At 44.3% G+C, this 21999-nt stretch carries 12 protein-coding genes; 3 read left to right on the forward strand and 9 right to left on the reverse strand.

Translation table 11 applies throughout. From position 1 onward, the window contains the following. Positions 1 to 7: 7 nt before the first annotated feature. The gene (locus G3570_RS08285; protein WP_165141117.1) at positions 8 to 3460 is read right to left on the reverse strand and encodes a CRTAC1 family protein; all 3453 of its coding nucleotides are present in this window, start codon (positions 3458 to 3460) and stop codon (positions 8 to 10) included. A gap of 15 nt (positions 3461 to 3475) precedes the next feature. Then, entirely contained in the window at positions 3476 to 6835 is a 3360-nt protein-coding gene (locus G3570_RS08290; RefSeq protein WP_165141119.1) for a VCBS repeat-containing protein, read from the reverse strand. Positions 6836 to 7062: 227 nt separating this feature from the next. Between G3570_RS08290 and G3570_RS08295 the strand changes: the two genes are divergently transcribed. Beyond that, a complete protein-coding gene (locus tag G3570_RS08295; RefSeq protein WP_165141121.1) occupies positions 7063 to 8064 on the forward strand; it encodes a LacI family DNA-binding transcriptional regulator in 1002 nt (333 codons plus the stop codon). Positions 8065 to 8199: 135 nt separating this feature from the next. On the opposite strand, the gene G3570_RS08300 is transcribed toward G3570_RS08295, so the two are convergent. The 3 genes from G3570_RS08300 to G3570_RS08310 form a co-directional block, all read right to left on the reverse strand. After that, the gene (locus G3570_RS08300; RefSeq protein ID WP_165141123.1) at positions 8200 to 9246 is read right to left on the reverse strand and encodes an aldose epimerase family protein; all 1047 of its coding nucleotides are present in this window, start codon (positions 9244 to 9246) and stop codon (positions 8200 to 8202) included. Between the two features lie 62 nt (positions 9247 to 9308). Continuing rightward, entirely contained in the window at positions 9309 to 10637 is a 1329-nt protein-coding gene (gene xylA, locus G3570_RS08305) for a xylose isomerase (RefSeq protein WP_165141125.1), read from the reverse strand. Positions 10638 to 10726: 89 nt separating this feature from the next. Next, positions 10727 to 12223, reverse strand: coding sequence for a xylulokinase (locus G3570_RS08310; RefSeq protein WP_165141127.1), 1497 nt, complete (start codon positions 12221 to 12223; stop codon positions 10727 to 10729). A gap of 294 nt (positions 12224 to 12517) precedes the next feature. On the opposite strand from G3570_RS08310, the gene G3570_RS08315 reads away from it, so the two are divergent. Both G3570_RS08315 and G3570_RS08320 read left to right on the forward strand, forming a co-directional pair. Then, positions 12518 to 13513, forward strand: coding sequence for a LacI family DNA-binding transcriptional regulator (locus G3570_RS08315; protein WP_165141129.1), 996 nt, complete (start codon positions 12518 to 12520; stop codon positions 13511 to 13513). 130 nt (positions 13514 to 13643) lie between these two features. After that, positions 13644 to 14420 (forward strand): endonuclease/exonuclease/phosphatase family protein, encoded by a 777-nt coding sequence (locus G3570_RS08320; protein WP_249066817.1) that lies wholly within the window; start codon positions 13644 to 13646, stop codon positions 14418 to 14420. A 122-nt stretch (positions 14421 to 14542) separates the two neighbouring features. On the opposite strand, the gene G3570_RS08325 is transcribed toward G3570_RS08320, so the two are convergent. From G3570_RS08325 to mprF, 4 genes are all read right to left on the reverse strand, one after another. Further along, entirely contained in the window at positions 14543 to 18037 is a 3495-nt protein-coding gene (locus tag G3570_RS08325) for a methylmalonyl-CoA mutase family protein (protein WP_165141133.1), read from the reverse strand. Positions 18038 to 18207: 170 nt separating this feature from the next. Continuing rightward, a complete protein-coding gene (locus G3570_RS08330; RefSeq protein ID WP_165141135.1) occupies positions 18208 to 18465 on the reverse strand; it encodes a hypothetical protein in 258 nt (85 codons plus the stop codon). Between the two features lie 75 nt (positions 18466 to 18540). After that, positions 18541 to 19062 carry an SNARE-associated domain-containing protein gene (locus tag G3570_RS08335; RefSeq protein WP_249066820.1) on the reverse strand — a complete coding sequence of 174 codons (522 nt, stop codon included), beginning with the start codon at positions 19060 to 19062 and terminating at the stop codon, positions 18541 to 18543. A gap of 387 nt (positions 19063 to 19449) precedes the next feature. Further along, a complete protein-coding gene (gene mprF, locus G3570_RS08340) occupies positions 19450 to 21999 on the reverse strand; it encodes a bifunctional lysylphosphatidylglycerol flippase/synthetase MprF (RefSeq protein WP_165141139.1) in 2550 nt (849 codons plus the stop codon).

Consider the following 21999-nt stretch of genomic DNA (forward strand, 5'->3'; position numbering starts at 1 on the left):
ACCAAATCTATTCTTTGTCAAATTTTAGTGCAGTTCGGAAGTCCCTGGGAGTAACATATCGCGTGTGGTAATGTACCCAATCTGCAGGAAACTTCTGAAAAACCGGATCATCTTCCAACCTGCCTGGAGCTTCACTGTAATCTTCCATTCCATGATAGGGAAGCGGGAGAACCGTTGTGGAATATCCGGTATTGTAGTCTCCGTCTTTGACCCAGCCGTCACCCACCAGAACAAAATCACGATCCATTCCGGGTTCCGGTTCGGAAAGTGCCGGGAATTTAAAAACCATTTCGTCCCCCGCATTCATGATAACGTACCTGTCATCAATTTCTTCTATCAGCTCACCTACCGGACCAAACCTGGTATAATGTCCTTCCAAATCGCTCCACATAGGAGTTGTTCCTTGAAGGGTTTGATAGTCAGGAATTTCCGGAACAAAACGACTTGGTCGCTCAACTCTCGAGAATCCACGGTAGCGTAAATCAGCTTCTGCATACTTCAAATCTTTTCTGATTATTTCACTGCTATCGGCTTCCACTCCCCAGAGTACTCTATTCCAGTAAATTTCCATATTAGTAACCAGTCTCACCCTTCGTTCGGTTCCCTCTTCAAAAATACCTTCAAGATCGATCACCATGGTTTTACTTTTACCGGCAGGAAATCCGATGTTTTCTTTTGCCACTTTCCATCCTCCTTGACCGTCAGGCACATGAAGACTCAGGGGACTTGGTGCCTGTTGACTGCCCTGACTGATAGCAATATTTACTGAGGTATCTGTTGGATATATCCACCCGGATGCTACCAGTTTTAATTTATCATTCCCAGAAACCTCGTTTCCAAGGTCCACTTCCAGGAAGTGCTCTTCTGCAATGCCTTGATATTTGGTCAGTTTAAATCCATCAACATATTTTTGGTCAAGATCACTAATCTTATCCGTCACATTTCTCCCATCCTGGTTAATAGCACCGGCTACAGGTTTCAGATTTTTGAGTAAGTGAATAGAGGGTTGAGCCGGAGGGAAAGAGAACCGCTCATCAACAAAAACTTCGGTTCCTACGGGGTGATCAACCGCTTTGAGTGATACATGATCAAAGAAGTGGGTTTCCCAAAGATCTGCGGTAATACGAACATCATAAAAACCGTTCTTAGGTTTCAGTTGGTCACCGTCAACCTTGATCCAGTCCACACTGTGAATAACATCGGCACTTCCCTGGGCATTGATTCTGATTCCAAGACCAGTTCGCCACAGAAAATCGGTTACAAATTCCATCTCATTACCATTATAGGTAAAGACCCACGGACAAGAACCTTTCAATACCTGTTCATTGAATATTTTTGAATCATAACCCAACTCCGCAAATTCTGATTGGGAAGAACCGTTCGGCCAGATGATACGAAGCACTTCGGCCTCATCATAGGTTCCTAAACCAAGGTGCACCCACGGCTGTTCAATGGGTTGCTTTTGATAAAGCAGACCCGATCGAATTTCAATCTCCCCTCCTATTCCAAAGGAGTTAATCCGGCGATCACCCAAAGATCCCGATGCCCTGGGCCGTATGATGCGCGCCAGATAATCTTTCCCACCGCTGTTGACCCCCAGTACCGTTTGCCCTTCAGAATTAAGAGCTATCATATCGAGGCGTGTATCCCCATTGAAATCAGCTAAACCCAAAACCCCACCATCGGTTTCACTTGCTGCAGAATCTATATTCAAATTTTCATCAGACAGCCAATAGTATGATTTCTCATCGGTAACGGCCAAGATATCGTTGCTCCCGCTGTTATCCAGATCGGCCGCAATAAGATGTCCGGCACCGGCTTCTTCCCCACTTGGGCTATTGGTAAATTCAACCAAATTTTCACGGTTCCAGCTGCCATCTCTACTGTTATAATAAATTTTTTGAATGCCCTCATTATCCCAAGCCAATAGGTCCAGTTGGGTATCACTGTCTATATCAGAGACTTCAATATCAATTACTTCCTCACCTACAGGCAAGTCGGCTACTTCCGTAAAACGGCCTGAGCGCTCATTAATGAGCACTGTAATTGACCCGTCAGCATTTAGAAAAGCGGCGTCGGGATCGGTATCTCCGTCAAAATCAGCCCAAAGAAAGGCCACCGGATCTGTAAATTGACTGAACAAATCAATGACTTCAAAGGTATCATCGCCATTATTCCGCAGCACCACCACCGGCTGCTCTGTCGGGTTCATCACGAGGTCCAGATCGCCATCGAGATCTATATCTGCTGACCAGCTTCTCTTGTAGGATTTATCCAGGTATTCTCTTGACAATCCAAGGCTCCCGGTGACATCGGTAAATGATGAATCTTCTTCCTGGCGATAGAGCCTGAAACCTTGAGAACCTGCGAATGCCAGGTCATTCATGAAATCGTAATTAAAATCAATGGTCGTAATCGCCTCCTTGGTGCGTGCTTCACCTGGAAAAGGCAGGTTTTTCTTCCCGTTTATTACCGCGGTACCTCCCTTCACCGATACCCAGTCTGACTCAGCGAGATCTGACAACGAAATCGGTTTAGCCATCTCGACACCGCTTTCCTCCGACATCAGTTCAAAAGTAAAAGCCAGTTGATCATCTTTTTGAGCTGCCGCATTTTCAGGCTGTGGAAGCCAGGTAAATTCTGTTATCAGAAATCCTACCTGGTTTGGAGGAATCTGCACAGCCCGAAGATCACTTTGAAATTTGGGCAGCTGGTTTAAATTATTTCTCAGAAAAGCCAGTTGAAATGTCAGGTTCGCACTTTCATCCTCGAGGATGGTTTGACTGATTTGGTTGAACTGCCTCTGAATATCTTCAGGCCAATTCCCGGCATAATCCGATAAGGTACTCATCGCCTCTTCCAGGGTCTTCATCTCTTCACGCTTTACCGAAAACCTGACCATTTCAAGCAATATCGCCAGGTTATCGGGCTCCTGCTCAAGAATGGAATTCAGAATAGAGAACACCTCATCCGCATTGGCAATGTCATCCTGACGCTCAAGCTCTTCAACCAAAGCATATGCTATCTGAAGATCATCGGGTTTTAAATCAGCGGCACTTCTAAGGTAATCCACAGAGGCATTTACATTACCTCTCCTGCTCTCAATTATACCTGCCAGAAATGTGATATCTGCATTATCCGGTGATCTATCGAGCGCTTCACTAATGCGCTCTTCGGCAAGATTGAAATTGGCCTGCCGCATGGCGAATACAGCCAGATTTGCCCAGGCGGCCGCTTCATCGGGATATTTTTCTGTTATTGTTTCCATCTTTTCAGCCGCAAAAAGCAATTGATCCGCCTGAACTGCTGAAAGAGAAACATAAAAATCGGAGACTGCCTGCCTGTATGCCTCCGAATCTTGAGCAGGCTTCTCAATTTCTGTACCGCAAGAATAGATGAGTCCCGCGAATATAAGGAGTGCGAGTACTTTTAAGGTCGTATTATTAAAACCGGAATTCATAGAGAGTCTATTAAATTATTCATCATGCCTCTGTTCAAAAAGAAGTAAAGAATCATTATTCCTTGCAACCGGAATTAGCCGGCGGCCTCCCGCTATTCTCAGCAGATCTATTTCACGAACCTCCCCTTTCAAAACAAAGCCGCTTTTCAAAAGATCGACTGCTTCAAAATGTCCTTCACCGCTGCCTCGCAGGTAAAGACCGTATCCTGCATCGTATCTGCCGCCCAATGATGGTTTTACATCAAAAAAGTTACCGCCGATCAGTGCATCCGGTATTCCGTCATCATTAAAGTCTGCAGACTTTATCGCAAATATCGGTGTGAACTGAGCTTCCACAGGAAGTTCATGCAGCGTAAAGCCACCGGTTCCATCATTTTCAAGATAAGAAGAGCTGAGCTGATTAATATATTTTATGCTGATACTATCCTCGAGCTGTTCCCCGAAAATCTGTTGCATGCTTTTGCCTGCAAAATCACCGTAAGTGCGAAATTCTGATCGCAAATATTTAAAATTGGTAAGCAGCTCATCCCTCGGGTGAGCCGGGTATTCTTTTCCTGACTCTGTATAGGCAAGGACCGGATCTAATTGCCCGTCTTCATTGAAATCTTTTACATACAGTTTTAGTGGCTCCTCCCTGGATGCTTTCAGATAGGAGTTCAATCCAAGGTTGCCGGCCAGAAAATCGATATCTCCGTCGCCGTCAAAATCACCCGGCTCCAGGGTGTTCCACCAGCCGTTACTCTCGGCAAGTCCATAATCAGCAGTCCGGTTTTTAATAATACCATCACTATTTATAAAGATGGAAATAGGCATCCAAGTGCCGCTGAGTACCAAGTCAGGTATTGCATCCCCATTCACATCCTGCCAGGATGCATCGGTGATCATACCGGCATCAACCAGGCCTTCGGAAAGCACATCCGTGACGTCGCGAAACCTGCCGTTGCCGTCATTTTGGAAAAGATAACTTCTGGGAATAGTCCCATAACTTCCGGGTACGGACCGATTTCCCAGGAACAAATCTATATCACCGTCAGCATCAAAATCAGCCGGTGCTATCACAGCCCCGTTTTCCCTGATGGGTGGCAAGGCACCCTCAATTTTGATGAACTCGCCATTTCCGTCATTTAAGTACAAGCGATCCTGGTAGCTATTCGATTGAGCCATAAACTCGTTTCCACCACTCACTACATAAAGGTCCGGTGCTCCGTCGCCATTGGCATCAAAAAATGCGGCATCCGTATCTTCATATATCCTGTCTGAGTTAAAAGCAGATGTACTTGCAGACTCAAACTCCCCATTTTCACTTTGAATATATAGGGTGCCGCTTTGGTTCTTTGCGCCGCCCACATAAAAATCATCCAGCCCGTCGCCGTTGACATCGCCCGACGCCATCGCCGGTCCCTGGGTTGAAAGCATATGAGGAACCATTTGCTGAAGATCATAATCACTGTATGTGTTCTCCCGGTGACTGAACAAAGGGGCATAATCATCGCTAACATCCCGGAATGGTGTGTCTAAAACTTTCCCGAGAGCAGGCTCCTCCCAGTTTTCAGCATCCTCCTGCTTGAGTGTAAGTGTTTGGTTAACAGATACCTCATTGACGGTCTGCTTTTCACCATCAGGCCACTGAACCGTCAGGGAATCTATAGTTTGTAGGGTATCCAGTCCGATTGTAAGTACAGGCTCAACGGAAGAAAGAAACCCACGTGTCGGCATCATTTCATAAAGCTGACGGCTGTCATCAGTAAATAGGTTGACTCTGGCACCAATGCCGAAGCTGTTCTCCGTATTACCTGCAAGTTTTATCTTCAGATAGCTGCGATCTTCTTGTTCTCTGGTCTCATTCTTATAAATAAAGGCTTCCGAGTTGACATTATTCACAACCAAGTCAAGATCTCCGTCATTATCCAGATCACCGTATGCAGCACCATTGGAAAAGCTGGGTCGATTAAATCCGGTTTCGCTGCGATTGGTAAATCTATAATCCCCTTCATTAATGAATGCAAAGTTGGGAATTTCAACCTTCGGCATTCGCTGAATGAGTGACATCGTAGTATCACTCATTCCCCTGCTCATCACCTGCTGTGCCTGTTCTGAACGGGCCACAGCCAGGTAATCCAGATCATTTGGGCGACGGTAAATACCGTTGCTGACAAACAGATCTTTATTGCCGTCGTTATCCATATCAAAAAACAGGGAGGCCCAGCTCCAGTCGGTAGCATTTACCCCTGCTAGCTGAGCAATTTCAGAAAATAACGGATTCCCCTCATCATCGATGCCCCGGTTTAATTGCAGCGTATTCCTGATAAGTTGGGGATGGTAACCGAATTGTCGTTGTATCTTATAAGCATTGTACGGCTCGGAACTGACGGCAGATTTTCGCGTAGTTTCATCATAAGGGAGCATATCCAACACAAAAATATCCGCCAACCCGTCATTATTGAAATCAGCTATGTCAGCGCCCATAGATGCCCGACTGTTGTGACCCGTAGTTTTATCGATTACCTCACGAAAAGTACCGTCACAATTATTAAGATAGAGGTAATCGTTTTCGTGAAAGTCATTGGATACATAAATATCCTGACAGCCATCGTTATTAACATCACTGACAGTGGCAGCAAGACCGTAACCGATCATACTGCTGTAAATACCTGCCTGCTTGGTAACATCGGTAAATATTCCCTCATTATTTTGATAAAGCTTATCTCCTGACTCCTCACTATAGGTAGTCCTCTTCTCGGCTTTTGTGAATGAACCTTCGGAATGAACAGAGTGATTCAGCAAATACATATCGAGATCACCGTCATTATCGTAATCAAAAAAGGAAGCCTGTTTGGCAAATCCCTGGAAATCGAGCCCGTATTCAGCTGCCTTATCGCTGAAAGTACTGTCCCCATTGTTAATGAAAAGCTGATTGCGCCCGCTTTTATTCAAAAAATTCACAGAGCTGACATAGATATCCAGCAATCCGTCACCGTTTACATCCGCCATGGTGGTGCCGGTAGTCCAGTCAGCAGATCCTGCAACCTGAGCTTTGTCCGTAATATCCTCAAAATTGAAATCACCTTTGTTAAGGTATAACCTGTTCTCCTGCATATTGGCAGTGAAATAGATGTCCGGAAGCCCGTCATTATTGATATCTCCTATAGAAACTCCCCCACCGTCATAAAAATAGAGATAGTTGAGAATGTTAAATTCGGGCGTATTCTCCAGGTTATTGGCAAAGCTGACGCCTGTCTCCTCAGATTCCAGTAAACTAAAACGTGTATCCTGACTTCCGCTGCAAGAAATGAAGGTCATTGCAAACAAAATGGCAAAAAACAGTGACCCGAATGGAATGGAATTGTAGTTTTTCAGATGATTCTTAAAATGCATTATGCAGTCAAAATTGAGCTTTAAAACAAATGAGGGAATTATTTGAAACCTGATTTATGACATTTTCGGGGTACGAAATATGCGCAAATTATTGCAAAATTTTTACCTATGAATGAAATTAATTTGAAATTTTCCCAAATCAGGTGCTTATTACAGTAATATTGAACGGGATGTAAAGGCCTTAATACGCTCATAGGCCACTTTATAAATAATCAAACCTATTGATCTTGAAGGTAACTCTTAAAGATATAGCCGAAGACACAGGCTATTCAATTTCTACGGTATCTCGTGTACTTAACGGTTCCAATAAGATAAGCACCAAAACACGCAGAGAAATATATCAAAGTGCCAAGAAATTGAAATACCCGGTATATCGATCAATTAACGGAGATACCATAATTGATACGCTTACCGTAAACCTGGTGTTGACTCGGTTTCATGTCGGAGAATTTTATGCCTCCTTCTTCGAGGGATTCAATTCTGCCGCATCTAATAATAATATACAGCTTTCCATGACAAGTTTGAGGTGCCCTTTTGATAAGGCCCTTAAAAGAATTAAAAAATTGGGTGAAAGCAAAAACGACGGACTGATTATTTTTGCTCCGGAATTTAAAAATTCGGAATATCGAAAAGTCAGCAATGTACTACCCGATAATTTTCCGATCGTTTCAAATGGACTAATAGAAAACCCCATCTTTTCAACTGTAACATTCGACGGTTACAGCGGGGGATATCTGGCAGCTGAGCACTTTAAAAATCAGGGTTACCGTACCTGCGGTATAATACGGGGCGATTTTGATGCTGTAGAGGCACGATATCGTTCCAATGGTTTCCGTGATTATATTTTCCAGGCTCCGGAAATGGAGCTCAGCTGGGATTTTCACGGTGACTTCAGTTTCGAATCCGGTAAACAAGCTTTTAGGGATTTCCAAAAACAGGAAGTCAAACCCCGTGCCGTCTTTGCCTCCAATGATGCCATGTGTCATGCCTTTATGGAAGAAGCGCTCATGCACGGTTATGATGTGCCGGGAGATATAGCCATGATAGGTTACGACGACCTCCCAATCTGCGAACGCCATCGACCCACCATCACCTCCATTCATACCGATTATCAGAAGCTCGGTGAAGTGACCATGGAGAAACTCAAGGAACTTCTATCCAACCCCAAGCAGGAAAAAGGTGTACTAAGTTTGGTTCCGGTTACTCTGAGTCAAAGAGAATCTTCCTGAAGAATTTAAACAGAACTGTTTGAGATTTCTCTGGTCATAAAACCACAGCAATACACGCTCGCTGAGTTCTGCTAAGATAAGCGCAACGTTTCGCAGCAGATCTACTACTATGCGTATCTCTGCGAGAGAGCCTGTTTAGTTTTTATTTTTAAAACGATATATGCTTTTACTATGAAACTGTTCCCCCGGCCTAAGTATCGTTGAGGAGAAGTGGGAACGGTTAGGCGAATCCGGGAAATGCTGCGGTTCAAGACAAAAAGCGGTTTTCAGGTTAAGTTCCATCTCCGGCGGAAACTCACACTCGAAAAACTGCAGGCCCGGTTCGGTGGTATGTAATTCCATCACCTGACCGCTAATAGGATCCTGTACCCTGGCAGCAAAGCTCAGCTCATTTCCCTGGATTTTGTTCAATACAAAATTATGGTCAAAACCCTCCGCAATCTCCAGTTGTACATTCCCGGGTTTTATATGTTCTGTTATTTCAGTGTCGGTTCTGAAATCAAATGGAGTATCTTTGACATGCTGTAAAGGGCCTAGCGGTATTTTTTCTTCCGAGACAGGCAAATAGTGATCGGCGTTGATCTTCAAACGGTGATTACGGGCTGTAGAACCATTGCTTTCTCCACCAAGATTAAAATAGCTGTGATGAGTGATATTCAATACCGTCGGCTTGTCAGTGGTAGCCTTCAGTTCTATAACTAATTCGTCCTCCCCCGTAAAAGTATACTGCAGGTCAACCTTCATATTGCTGGGAAATCCTTCATTGCCGTCCGGCAATTCCAGTTTAAGATTCAGGGTATTTGCCCTAGTCTGTGCGGCACTCCAAACCGAATTGTGAAAACCTTTCTTCCCCCCGTGCAGGTGATGTCTCCCTTCATTTGCAGTAAGCCTATATTTTTCACCATTTAAAATAAAGGAGGCTTTTGCAATACGATTAGCATACCTGCCGACCATGGCACCGAGATAAGCCTCATCATGATTTAGATATGCATCGATGGATTCATAACCGGCTACAATATTCTCGATGACGCCGTCTGCATCCGGTAACCAAAGTGCCACCACCCTGGCTCCGTAATTGGTTATGGCTGCTCTGACCCCGTTACGGTTTTCGAGAAAAAATAAATCTGTTTCCCTGCCGTCAATTTCGGCTTGGAAATCAGCAACTTTTAGGTGTCGGGCCATGGCAAGTTTATTAGCAGCATTTGTTAGTGTTAACCGCTGATCAGCATTGTGTGTTAAACAGATTAAATGTACCTATTGATCAGGTTTTCAAGGTATTCCTGTTTACCACTGCTGGGTTCAAATTCCCCCTGCTTATGGGCATACTTTTCCAGCTCTTCGAGAGTTAGCTTACCCTCTTCAAAAGCAGCTCCTTTACCGGTATCAAAGGAGGCGTAGCGATCATCTATAAATTTGAGATAGTCAGAGTCACTGAGTATCTCCTCAGCAGTGATCAGGGCCCTAGCGAAGGTATCCATTCCGCCAATATGTGCATAAAACAGATCCTCCAAGTCGGTAGAATTCCGTCGTAGTTTGGCATCAAAGTTAACACCGCCCGTTTCAAAACCACCATGGCGCAGCAAAACCATCATTGCCTGCGTTACCTCGAATATATCTGCCGGGAACTGGTCGGTATCCCATCCGTTTTGATAGTCACCGCGGTTGGCATCAATACTACCCAGCATGCCTGCGGAAGCGGCAACTTCAAGTTCATGTTCAAAGGTATGCTTGGCCAGTATGGCATGATTTACCTCAATGTTGACTTTAAAGTCATCGTCCAAACCGTACTCACGAAGGAATCCAATCACAGTAGCCGTGTCAAAGTCATACTGGTGCTTCATGGGCTCCATTGGTTTCGGTTCAATCAGAAAGGTACCTTCAAACCCATTCTTTCGCCCGTACTCTTTAGCCATGTGCAGGAATCGAGCCAGATGCTCCTGCTCCCGCTTGTAATCGGTGTTCAGCAGAGACATATAACCTTCTCTTCCACCCCAGAATACATAGTTGGCGCCTCCCAGTTCAATGGTGGCATCGAGGGCTTGCTTGACCTGGGCGCCGGCACGTGCCAGGATTCCGAATTCCGGATTGGTGGCCGCTCCGTTCATATAACGGGGATGCATAAATAGATTGGCAGTTCCCCATAAAAGCCGGACCCCTGACTCCTCCTGCTTCTGACCGGCATATTCAACAATTTTTTGCAGTCGTTTTTCTGATTCAGCCAGGGTGTCAGCCTCTTCAACCAGATCGTAGTCGTGGAAACAATAGAACGGAATACCCATCTTGGTAATAAACTCAAAAGCTGCATCCATTTTGGCTCGGGCACGATCCATGGGTTCTTTGTACTCCATCCAGGGAAAGGCACGTGTTCCCGCCCCAAAAGGATCTCCGCCTGTATTACAGAAGCTGTGCCAGTATGCAACCGCAAAACGAAAGAACTCTTTCATGGTACGATCCCCAATCTTTTTATCCTCGTCATAATAGCTGAAAGCCAGTGGATTATCCGTTTCTCTGCCTTCATATTCAATACGATCAATATTCGGGAAGTACTCTTTTGGTCCGATTATAACATTCATGATCTATGCTTATTAATTAATGAAATAGTAAGTGTAAACGTAGAAAATCGGGCAGTGCTTTTTGAAATCAAGTAAGTAACAGAATGAACTTACGCCTCAGTCTCTAATATCTTTTTCAAAGTCAATTGCCACTCGTCAAAAGCACGCAGGTACTCATCCCGCTGCTTCGGATCAGGGTCTACTGATCCCTTTTTTTGCAAACCTTTGAACGCCTCTTCCCTGTCGCTGAATATCCCTGCCCCAATTCCCGCTCCGATGGCTGCACCCAGCGCACCGTTCGTTTCATAAAGATCTAGAGGTACGTTAGCACAATTGCATAACGTTTCCCTGAATACCCGACTTTGAAACATGTTGGAAGAAGCAGCTCGAATACTCTCAATGGATATTCCCATCTCCTGCATAATATCCAATCCGTGACATAAAGAGAAAGCTATACCTTCGTGAGCCGCACGGGTGATATGCGCTCTTCTATGACGATTGAAGTTAATCTTACCGATATACGCGCCGGTATCAGTGTCTTGCAAGATTCTCTCAGGACCATTGCCAAACGGTATTATGCTTAGTCCGTCTGAACCCACTGCAACACTTTCGGCCCTTTCATTCATAGCCCGGTAATCCAACTCACTATTAAACACCTCATTTTTTAGCCAGCTGTTCTGTATTCCGGTGCCGTTGATACATAATAACACTCCATAGCGCTGCAAGTCTTCATTATGGTTTACATGCACAAAAGTGTTTACCCTGGATTGTTTATCGTAAAGCGGTTTATCGGTTACCCCGTATATGACTCCCGAAGTACCTGCTGTAGATGCTATTTCACCCGGATCCATTGCATTCAAAGAGAGGGCATTATTAGGTTGATCCCCGGCCCGATAGGATAACAGGATTCCCGAGGGTAGTCCCAGCTCATCAGCAGCTCTTTCACTTAGCTTTCCGTGTTGGCCAAAATTGGTAAATATTTCAGGTACAACATTTTCGGGAATTCCTGCGGCATGCATAACTTCCGTTGCCAATCCATGTTTTTTGTAATCCCAGAGTATGGCCTCCGATAACCCAGAGACAGATGTATTTATTTGACCAGTCATTTTCATGGCGATGAAATCACCGGGCAGCATAAACTTAAAAATCTTTTGAAATAAATCGGGTTCATGCTCTTTCACCCACTTCAGCTTGGATGCCGTAAAATTACCCGGTTTATTTAACAGGTGACTTAGGCTATAGGCTTCTCCCAGTTCTTCGGTTATTTCGCTTCCGCTATCAACAGCTCTTCCATCACACCAGATGATGGAGGGACGCAACACCTCTTTATTTTCATCCACAATCACCAGTCCGTGCATTTGGTAAGAAATCCCAATAGCAGCGATAGCCTCTTTTTGAACGTTATCCGAATCCAGCAGACGAGCTGTTGTGGCTTTTACATGCTTCCACCATACATTGGGATCCTGTTCCGCCCACCCTTTCCTGGGTGACTGAATGGTTAATTCCTTTTCAGGTGATTGGGCAAAAGCAATTTGAAGTCCGGACTCAGCATCCACTATGCTTGCCTTTATACTGGAACTACCGATGTCATAGCCAAGTAACTGCATACGTACACTTCCCTTTATCGAATTTCTATGTTATTTCAATTCCCGGTTGACAGTAGAAATAGTATTTATACTAATTTGCCGTATTTATCAATCTTGCAAAATTCTATATGCCCTCTTGCAGTAAAAATCCTGAAAATTTCAAAATAGTGAGGTTTAAGACTGATGGAATGAGATTATGGGAATGAAAATTTTTTGAAAAATTTTCTAAAAACCGAAAATTATTGCCAATTTTACCATTTATAACTTAGATTGGTGTTTACGTTTTCAAAAAATCGACAATAAAACTCTACCTGCTTGAAAGTAACATTAAAAGATATTGCGGATGATACCGGTTATTCCATTTCCACCGTCTCAAGGGTGTTGAATGGGTTGGATGCCAATCATCAAACCAAAACCAAGATTTTAAAAAGTGCTCGTAAACTAAACTATCCGGTTCAAAATATTGTAGCCGACGTTGAAACCGATAAGATGTTGAACGTATTACTAATCTGCGGTATCGAAATCGGTGAGTTTTACGCTTCATTTTTTGACGGGTTAAATAATGCAGCCTCTCGTGAAAAGGTTCGGCTCATAGTTTCCAGTCTGAAGGATGATATTCCAAAAATTAGCGATATTAGGGCAAAAATTGAGGATGAGGAGATCGACGGCATCATTATAAACCTTCCTCGGATTCAAAGAACTCATTACGAACAACTTAAAAAAGCACTTCCCGATCATTTTCCTGTTGTCTCGAATGAAATATTGAATAGCCAGGTGTTTGCCACTGTTGGTTTTGACAATTACGGCGGAGGCTATCTTGTCGCCAAACACTTCGATGATAAGGGTTATCAGACCTGTGGTATTATTTATGGTCCATCTGACAAAAACGTCTCCAGACAGAGAGCTCACGGTTTCCTGGATTACATAACTTATTACTCAGATATGGAAGTGGTTTGGGAGTATGAAGGCGACTTTAGTTTTGAATCCGGTATCAAAGCTTTCAAGAATTTTGATCAGTCTGGAACCAAGCCTCGTGCTATTTTTGCCTGCAACGACAATATGAATCACGGGTTCGTTCAGGAAGCCATGATCAAAGGGTATCAATTCCCCGATGATATTGCAGCCGTAGGTTTTGACGATTTACCGATTTGTAAACGTCACCGTCCTCAACTTTCTTCGGTGCATACCAACTATGAAGAACTTGGGGCTGTTTCCATCCAGCGCCTTAAAGAGCTGATGGCCAATCCCAACCGGCCTTCCTCGGTGTTGAGTATGGTACCGACTGAACTCAGGGTACGCGGATCTTCCTGATTTTCACACTATGCTAATGTGGCCACGCAACTTGAATTCCACACTTACATCGTTCCTTATTACTCTTACTATAACGATGGTGCTATCTGCATGTTCAGGCTCTACCTCCGGTGAACCGTTGATACGCTTCATGTCTTATAACATAAAATTCGACGACACATCCGACACCGTCAACAATTGGGATAACCGCAAAGAACGAGTTATCAACCTGATTGCATTTTATGAACCTGATTTCATCGGAACACAGGAAGCACAGCTCCATCAGCTGCAGGATATGAAAAAGGGGTTGAATAAGTATGAATGGATTGGCGTTGGGCGTGCTGATGGCAGATCCGAGGGTGAGTTTTCTGCAATTTATTATAATACAGAGAGGTTCCGACTCGTCCAAAATAGCGACAGCACCATCTGGCTTTCGGAGAGCCCTTCTACTCCGAGCAAAAGCTGGGATGCCGCATTGCCCAGGATTTTAACCTGGGGAACATTTCAGGAAGTTGAATCCGGGAAAGAGATCATGGTGTACAACACACATTTTGACCATATCGGGGATACAGCTCGCGCCAAAAGTGCAAAGCTTATTGTAGAAACAGTCAACTCACAAAGTGAGGATAAACCGGTAGTGCTTACAGGTGATTTTAATGCTATCGAGGGAAGCATCCCATATGAAAATCTGACCGCTCCGACAAAAGGACTTAAAGATGCCTATTACGAAACCGAACTTCCCCACGTTGGTCCCTTATTTACCTATGACGATTTTAAGGTATTGGGTGAAAACGAGCGTCACCGCATCGATTACATTTTCGTTAACGACAAGGTTACTGTAATGCGCCATGCGGCAATTTCTGACTTTCGGGACGGCCGTTATCCCTCCGATCATCTCCCTGTGATTACAGATGTGAGGTTTAAGTAGCTACGAATTGTCGCGGATTAACTTTTGTGCAGGATTTTCACAAATAACCGTGCAGTTATTAAACAATAAAAATCTGTGCAAATCTGAGGCTAAACCAAATCCTTATAGATCTGTGGCACAACTTACATGTTGCGTCGATATTGCCCGCCAACTTCATAGAGTGCATTGGATATCTGTCCCAGGGAAGCCACTTTAACTGTCTCCATCAACTCTTCAAAGATATTACCATCGTTTCTGGCAACTTTTTTAAGACGAGCGATAGCTTTACCGGCTTCCTCCTCGTTGCGTTTCCAGAAGGCATTGAGGTTGTCTATCTGCTGTTCCTTTTCTTCTTTTGTTGAACGTATCAGATCAATCTTATGATCCTCTTCACTACTTTCTGCCTCATCATTTTTAAAGGTATTAACCCCGATAATCGGCAGCTCTCCGCTGTGCTTTTGCGATTCGTAATAAAGACTCTCATCCTGAATCTTGCCACGCTGATACATATTCTCCATTGCTCCCAGAACGCCACCGCGTTCGGTCAGTCGGTCGAATTCAGATAGTATGGCTTCCTCAACCAGATCCGTCATCTCTTCAATGAAGTAGGAACCCTGGTTGATATTTTCATTCTTTGCAGTTCCCATTTCTTTATTTATGATAAGCTGAATGGCAAGTGCACGTCGAACGGACTCTTCTGTTGGCGTGGTTATGGCTTCATCATAGGCATTGGTGTGCAGGGAATTACAGTTGTCATATATAGCCAGCAACGCCTGCAGTGTAGTTCTGATATCATTAAACTGGATTTCCTGGGCATGCAGTGAACGACCGCTGGTTTGAATGTGGTACTTAAGCTTTTGTGAGCGCTCATTTGCACCGTATTTTTCGTTCATTGCCACAGCCCAAATCCGGCGGGCTACTCGGCCGATGACGGCATATTCCGGATCCAACCCGTTGCTGAAAAAGAAGGACAGATTATGGGCAAACTCATCCACATCCATACCCCTTGACAGGTAATATTCTACGTATGTAAATCCATTTGCGAGTGTGAATGCGGCCTGCGTAATGGGATTTGCTCCTGCCTCGGCAATATGGTAACCGGAAATGGAAACCGAGTAGTAGTTACGCACATTATGATCGGTGAAATACTGCTGTATGTCTCCCATCATTTTCAGGGCAAACTCAGTAGAGAATATACAGGTATTTTGTGCCTGGTCCTCCTTCAGAATATCCGCCTGTACAGTACCGCGAACAACATTTAATGCCTTTTCCTTGATCTTGTTATAGGTTTTCTCATCCACCAGTTGGTCGCCGGTGATACCCAGCAACCCCAGGCCAAAGCCATCATTCGTAGCAGGAAGCTCTCCGTTATATTCCGGTTGGGGGACATTTTTCTGCTTGAAGTGTTTCTTAATTTTCTTCTTCGCCGCATCCCATTTGCCATTTTCCTTCAGATACCGCTCCACTTCCTGGTCAATGGCAGTGTTCATGAACATAGCCAAAATCATCGGCGCCGGACCGTTGATAGTCATGGATACCGAGGTTTTCGGTGAGGTCAGTTCAAAACCCGAATAAAGTTTCTTCATATCATCCAGCGTACAGATGCTGACGCCCGAGTTTCCCACCTTTCCGTAAATATCGGGACGGTGATCCGGATCTTCGCCATATAGGGTAACAGAGTCAAAAGCAGTTGAAAGGCGTGCCGCCGGCATGCCTTCACTCACATAGTGAAAACGTTTGTTGGTACGCTCCGGTGTCCCCTCTCCGGCAAACATGCGGGTGGGATCTTCTCCCTCCCTTTTGAACGGAAATACACCTGCGGTAAACGGGTAGTATCCGGGCAAATTCTCCTTAAGGGCAAATTTGAGTTGCTCTCCTTTGTGCTTGGTTTTCGGTAGCGCAACCCGGGGAATTTTCAACCCGCTAAGGGATTCACGAAACATTTCATTCTTAAAGGTTTTGTCTCGTACCTGTACTTCTACATGATCCTGACGATACTCTTCGTATAGCTTCTCCCATCCTTCCAGAATTTTTTTACATCGTGAATCCAACTTGCTGAGCCAGTGCTCCCGCATCTTTTTGAGTTTCTTATCGAAGGATGCCTTTCCTTCCGGGTCCCAGCGATCAATTTGTTCAAGAGTTCCTTCAACCTGTTCCAGTTTGGAAGCATACTCCGACTGTTCTTCAGCCCACTCATGATAGTCACGTATGGATTCGGATATCTCAGAAAGATAGCGCTGGCGCTTACCGGGAATAATGGCTTGGGATTGAATATCTTCAGCAGGTTCTGGATTGTTATATATTTCAGTTTCCCAGTTTAGGCTGTAATAGTCGTTAATCCGGTCAACCATAGCCTTAAACAGGCGATTTACCCCTTCGTCATTAAATTGAGCAGCAATGGTCGGGAAGACCGGCATCTGTTCCGGCTTGCGGTCCCACTCTCCGCGATTTCGCTTAATCTGTTTGCGAACATCCCGAAGTGCATCCAGTGAACCTTTCTTTTCAAATTTGTTCAGTACTACCATATCAGCCAGATCCAGCATATTGATCTTCTCCAGCTGGGTTGCTGCACCATATTCGCAGGTCATCACATACAACGGGATGTCAGATATATTAACAATCTCGGTATCACTCTGGCCAATCCCGCTGGTTTCAACAATAACCAGATCGAAACCGGCTGTTTTACAGATCGCTATTGCTCCTTTTACCGAAAGACTGGTAGCCCTGTTGCTGGCACGGGTTGCAAGGCTTCTCATATAGACTCTTTCCGGATCCAGGCTGTTCATACGGATACGGTCTCCCAGCAGTGCACCCCCGGTGCGTACTTTGGATGGATCAATGGATATTACGGCAATGTTTATATTGCTGAATTCTGTTAGAAATCGACGTATCAGCTCATCTGTAAGTGAGCTTTTCCCGGCACCTCCGGTACCCGTAATGCCTATCAGTGGAATGGGATGACCGTTTTTAGCGGAAGTAATCAGATTACCATTTCCATCATAGAGCTTTTCATCCTCATATCGTACAATTTCGTCATGGTCATTCTCCAGAGCAGAAATGCAGCGAGCAAGTGTCTTTGTATCTCGCCCAAGAATCTTTTTTGCATCTACCTCCTCAATTTCGGCGGTATCAAAGTCACAATGCTCCAGCATATAATTGATCATGCCCTGAAGCCCCATCTTACTGCCGTCTTCCACAGAAAAAATACGGGTTACCCCGTAATCGTGCAGCTCTTCAATCTCATCATCTACAATAACACCTCCGCCTCCGCCAAATACGTTGATATGTGAAGCTCCTTTCTCTTCCAACAAGTCAACCATATACTTGAAATACTCCATATGTCCACCCTGGTAAGAACTTATGGCTATACCCTGCGCATCTTCCTGTACCGCACAATCAACAATCTCCTGAACCGAGCGATTGTGTCCAAGGTGAATTACCTCTGCACCACTGCTTTGTAGAATGCGCCTCATGATATTAATACTGGCGTCATGTCCGTCAAAAAGGCTTGCGGCTGTAACAAAACGTATTTTGTGGGTACTTTCATACGCCTCCTGCGAAGGGCTTTTTGAGGCACTTGCGTCTGTATCCCGGTCGCTTTGTGGGGTCTTTACCGTAGATTCTGTATCGTCAGACATAGCTTGGATTTATTCGGTTTTGGTGAAAAGCCAATTAGATAATAAAGGTAAGAAAAAAACCGCACTTTATTGAAGAGAGACCCTCTCAAAACCCAAGCTATAGGTAGCTGAGGATATGATGAGATGGTTAAAGCTTGTAAAACAGATAGATTACAGTATAAACTCCAAGATCAACTGCCTGATTCTGATTCCGAAAAACCCGCTTTTAGCATGGCAATTGCATCCAGAATAGAATCCGTATTGATCTCTTCTAGCACGTTCAATACATATTTGGCCACTGCATTAAGCTGAATCAAAATTGTAAGACATATCGGTATTTTGGCGGATGCCGGCCAGTTCAGTTCCGTCATAATTAGTGCAGATAGCACTAAAGAGACTAATATGGCAATGGAATAAAAAATAATAGCCTTGCTGTTTGAATAAGTCATAATCCCTCCTATTTCAGTTGCTTGAGCAGGTAGATGATATTTTGTGATGTTGCTCAAGAGCCACTATGTACGTTTTTAGTTCCTTCCCGGATGTAATCTTTTTAGAATTCCAGTTCCCATGAGACCGATGATATAGACGGCAAGTATAGCCATTATGATTTCAAACTCAACCGGACCGAACCTTCCTGTAAATTGTATAACAGCAATTCTTAGAATGACTCCGGCCAAAAATACTACTGATAGCCAGATTACCGACGAACAGATGTTATACACAAAAAATCGAACAGGACTAATTTTTCCCGCACCGATCAGAAAGAATCGCTCATTCCCGGTACCTCCGAAAAATTGGTATTTCAGGAGCTGGACAAGAGGTTGATGAATCAAATCCCTGCCATTCTTAGCGACCTTTTGATTTGGATGTAATTTGCCTCGCATTAAAGAGAACTGGTCGAGACTCACTGTCGACATCAACGCTATCGTCATAATTGCTGCCAGATCCGAATAGTCACTCCATAGCAGAGCAAGTGAAGTCATGTCAACCGACTCGTATTCCATAACGAGATTAAAAAATGAGATAAAGTCCAGTGCGTAAACCATCCTGATGATATTTTGCCTATTTAAGGCTTTTATATTGTAAAACCGTCTCGATTTTAGGCGGTCTGCAAATGATGTTTATTCCAATATAGAAAAGGCAAATCGGAAAGTAGCTTAAATTACGCTAAGGTAGTTTAGAAGTTTATAATGGAGAAGCAGAAGGCAATAGGGAGAAGGGAGAAGGGAGAAGGGAGAAGGGAGAAGGGAGCTAACTAGTAATTTAAAGCTCTACTCTTCCGGTCGGTGCAAATCTTTGACCCTTCTCTGCTTCCGGCGCTCATCTCCGAAGCATCATGCACTCCCTCCTAGCGGTAATCAAAGGAAAGAAAATAGGACTAATTAAACGAATCAACCCCCGTCATTCCATCCGTGCAAATCTGCAGCAAAATATCACAAGAATCCCTTGATGCCCCCTGATATAAGATTCGTAATATCCTTTAGCACCCCGGGCAGTGCCCAACCTCCCGGCACCGCCAAATACCTTGGTTCCCACTCCGGATTAAATTTCTCTCTATAAGTCCGCACCTCTCTGAAGTTGTAGAAGTTCTCTCCATAGGTATAAACCCAGTCAGCTACTTTGCTCCATCGTTTGGAGTGCTGATGATCTTTCATGCCTGAAAGCGGTGCCATTCCCAAACTGAACCATTCATAACCTTCTGCTTTTCCCCAAAGTATCATTTCAATAAGCAGGTAATCAATAATTTCATCAGGAGTCTCAGGATTATTGCGCAACAGATCAAATGATAGCTCATAGTAATTCGCGCCTTCCCAGATATTTGAAAAAGCAACAGCTTCTCCGTCTTTGAAAATGGCAGCTATCGGGAAATTGCTGAGGTACTCTTCATTAAATATCCCTTGGGAGAAGCCGAGCTCATCGGCTCCTTTGGCTTCAATCCACCGGTTGGAAATTGCATGGAAGTTAGCCATATGAGCTCTCGTTTCCTCTGGTGGAATAACTCGAAATGAGTAGTCGCTGCCCCGGTATTTTTTATGATGGTCATACAAATCACCATAGCGTCTGCCGTTTTCCTCAATCTCAAAATCAGTCAGACTTACACGGGCTTCCTCCCCGATTTTCATAAGGGTCAGGCCCAGGTCAACATACCACTCCAGGTAATCTTCGCGAACCTGGTAAAATACCGGCCAAAGATCCTGCTCTTCACAGTAATCTTGGAAATTCCAAATCAGATCTTCAACTTCGCTTTCCGGCCCTACCGGATCTCCCATTGCAACCATGCTTCTGCTTTCAGGTGCGTACATAATAAAGCCATTGTTGTCAGTACTGAACATCAATTCTTTATCGCCAAGCTGGACAATATTGGGTTTTGCCCTGGGTTCCTGTTTCAATATATCTTTGGCCTTTTCAAGTTCATATTCTTTAGGCTCTCGTACCAGCTTCTTTTTGGGTTTCAACAACTTCATTAAACTGATGATAAGCGTAAAAGAGAGTACTCCAACCATGGCCCTGAGATAGCGAGGTGCATCTCCCAAGAGCGTAAATTGCCACCAAAGATCTTCCTGATAGGCGACATTTCGGTAGGAAAAAATTCCCAACCAGATAGCACTGATAAATACCAGCGATATCATCATGACCCACCCCGGAGAAAACCCCTTGGTCATCACTGAGGTCTTTCGATGAAATTCTCCCCTGCATGGTACAAGTACAAGCAACATAAATGCTAAAATACTGGCTTCTTCATAATCGGCTCCCCGCATCAAAGTGAAAATAATTCCGAAAATGAGCAGACCTACGGTAAAATGATAAGCCCCTTCTATACGTCGCTGCAGGCTTCGGGCTAGCACCATCAGTCCAACACCTACCAGGCTTGCAAAGAAGTGTGACATTTCAATAACTGGAAGAGGTAAAATTACCTGCAACCACTCCATACGAGGCACTTCGGATGGCATGGATCCGGAAAACAGTAAAATCGATCCCCCGATAAATACAGAAACACTTAAAACGTGGGGTACAACACGCGGAATCCAGTTCACTGCTTTCTGGCTGATGACTCTGACTTTACGCTTATTGGTCAGATACTCTTGATAGGCAAGAACCACTACAGCGACCAGCAATGGCAGTATGTAATAGATAATGCGGTAAACCAGTAAGGTCCCCAGAATTGCCGGTCCCTGCATAAAATTTGACAAATAGAGCAGCATCACTGATTCAAAGACTCCCAGCCCGCCCGGAACCTGGCTAAAAAGTCCTATGATTTGGGCAAGCAGAAACACCCCTATAAAACTGTAGAAATTAATCTCCGTTTCGGGAAGCAGTACATAGAGTACCATGGCGGCTATTATCCAGTCAATGGATGCCAAAACCACCTGTTTTAAGGCCAAACTCAAATCCGGGAACGAGAAACTCCAGTTTTTAATCGTTAACTCCTCCTTAAGCAAGGTGCTGGCCACCAGGTAACCTGCAACCATCACTAATAACAATAATCCTACAATTCTGAGGGAGTCAAAAGGTATTGCAACATTTTCGGGCAGTTCGGGGGTTGCAAAAACAAGGGATAGGCCTGCAACCGTACAGAAACCCAGCCATAAAGTAAGTGCACTGAACCCGACAATCTGGGTAACCTTGATGCCTGAAAAGCCCCATGAAGAGTAAATACGATACCTGATAGATCCGCCCGTAACAAGTGCCATACCGATATTATGGCTGAAAGCATATCCTATAAATCCTGCCCGAACAATTCGTCCCGTGGATAGATCTTCACCGATATATCTGACACCCAATCCGTCGTATCCGGTGAGTATAACATAACTTAGAAATGAGAAAAATACGGAAAGAGCGATGTAGGAGTTGGGAATTTCGGACAGCTGTTCGATAATCTGACCCAGGTTATACTGCCTTAACTCCTGATCCAAAAACCATATAGCCAGCACAAAGAAAACAATACTGATGAAGGGTGTTATCTTCTTGAACGCTGTTTTCAA

The organism is Halalkalibaculum roseum (genome assembly GCF_011059145.1).
GTDB lineage: Bacteria > Bacteroidota > Rhodothermia > Balneolales > Balneolaceae > Halalkalibaculum > Halalkalibaculum roseum.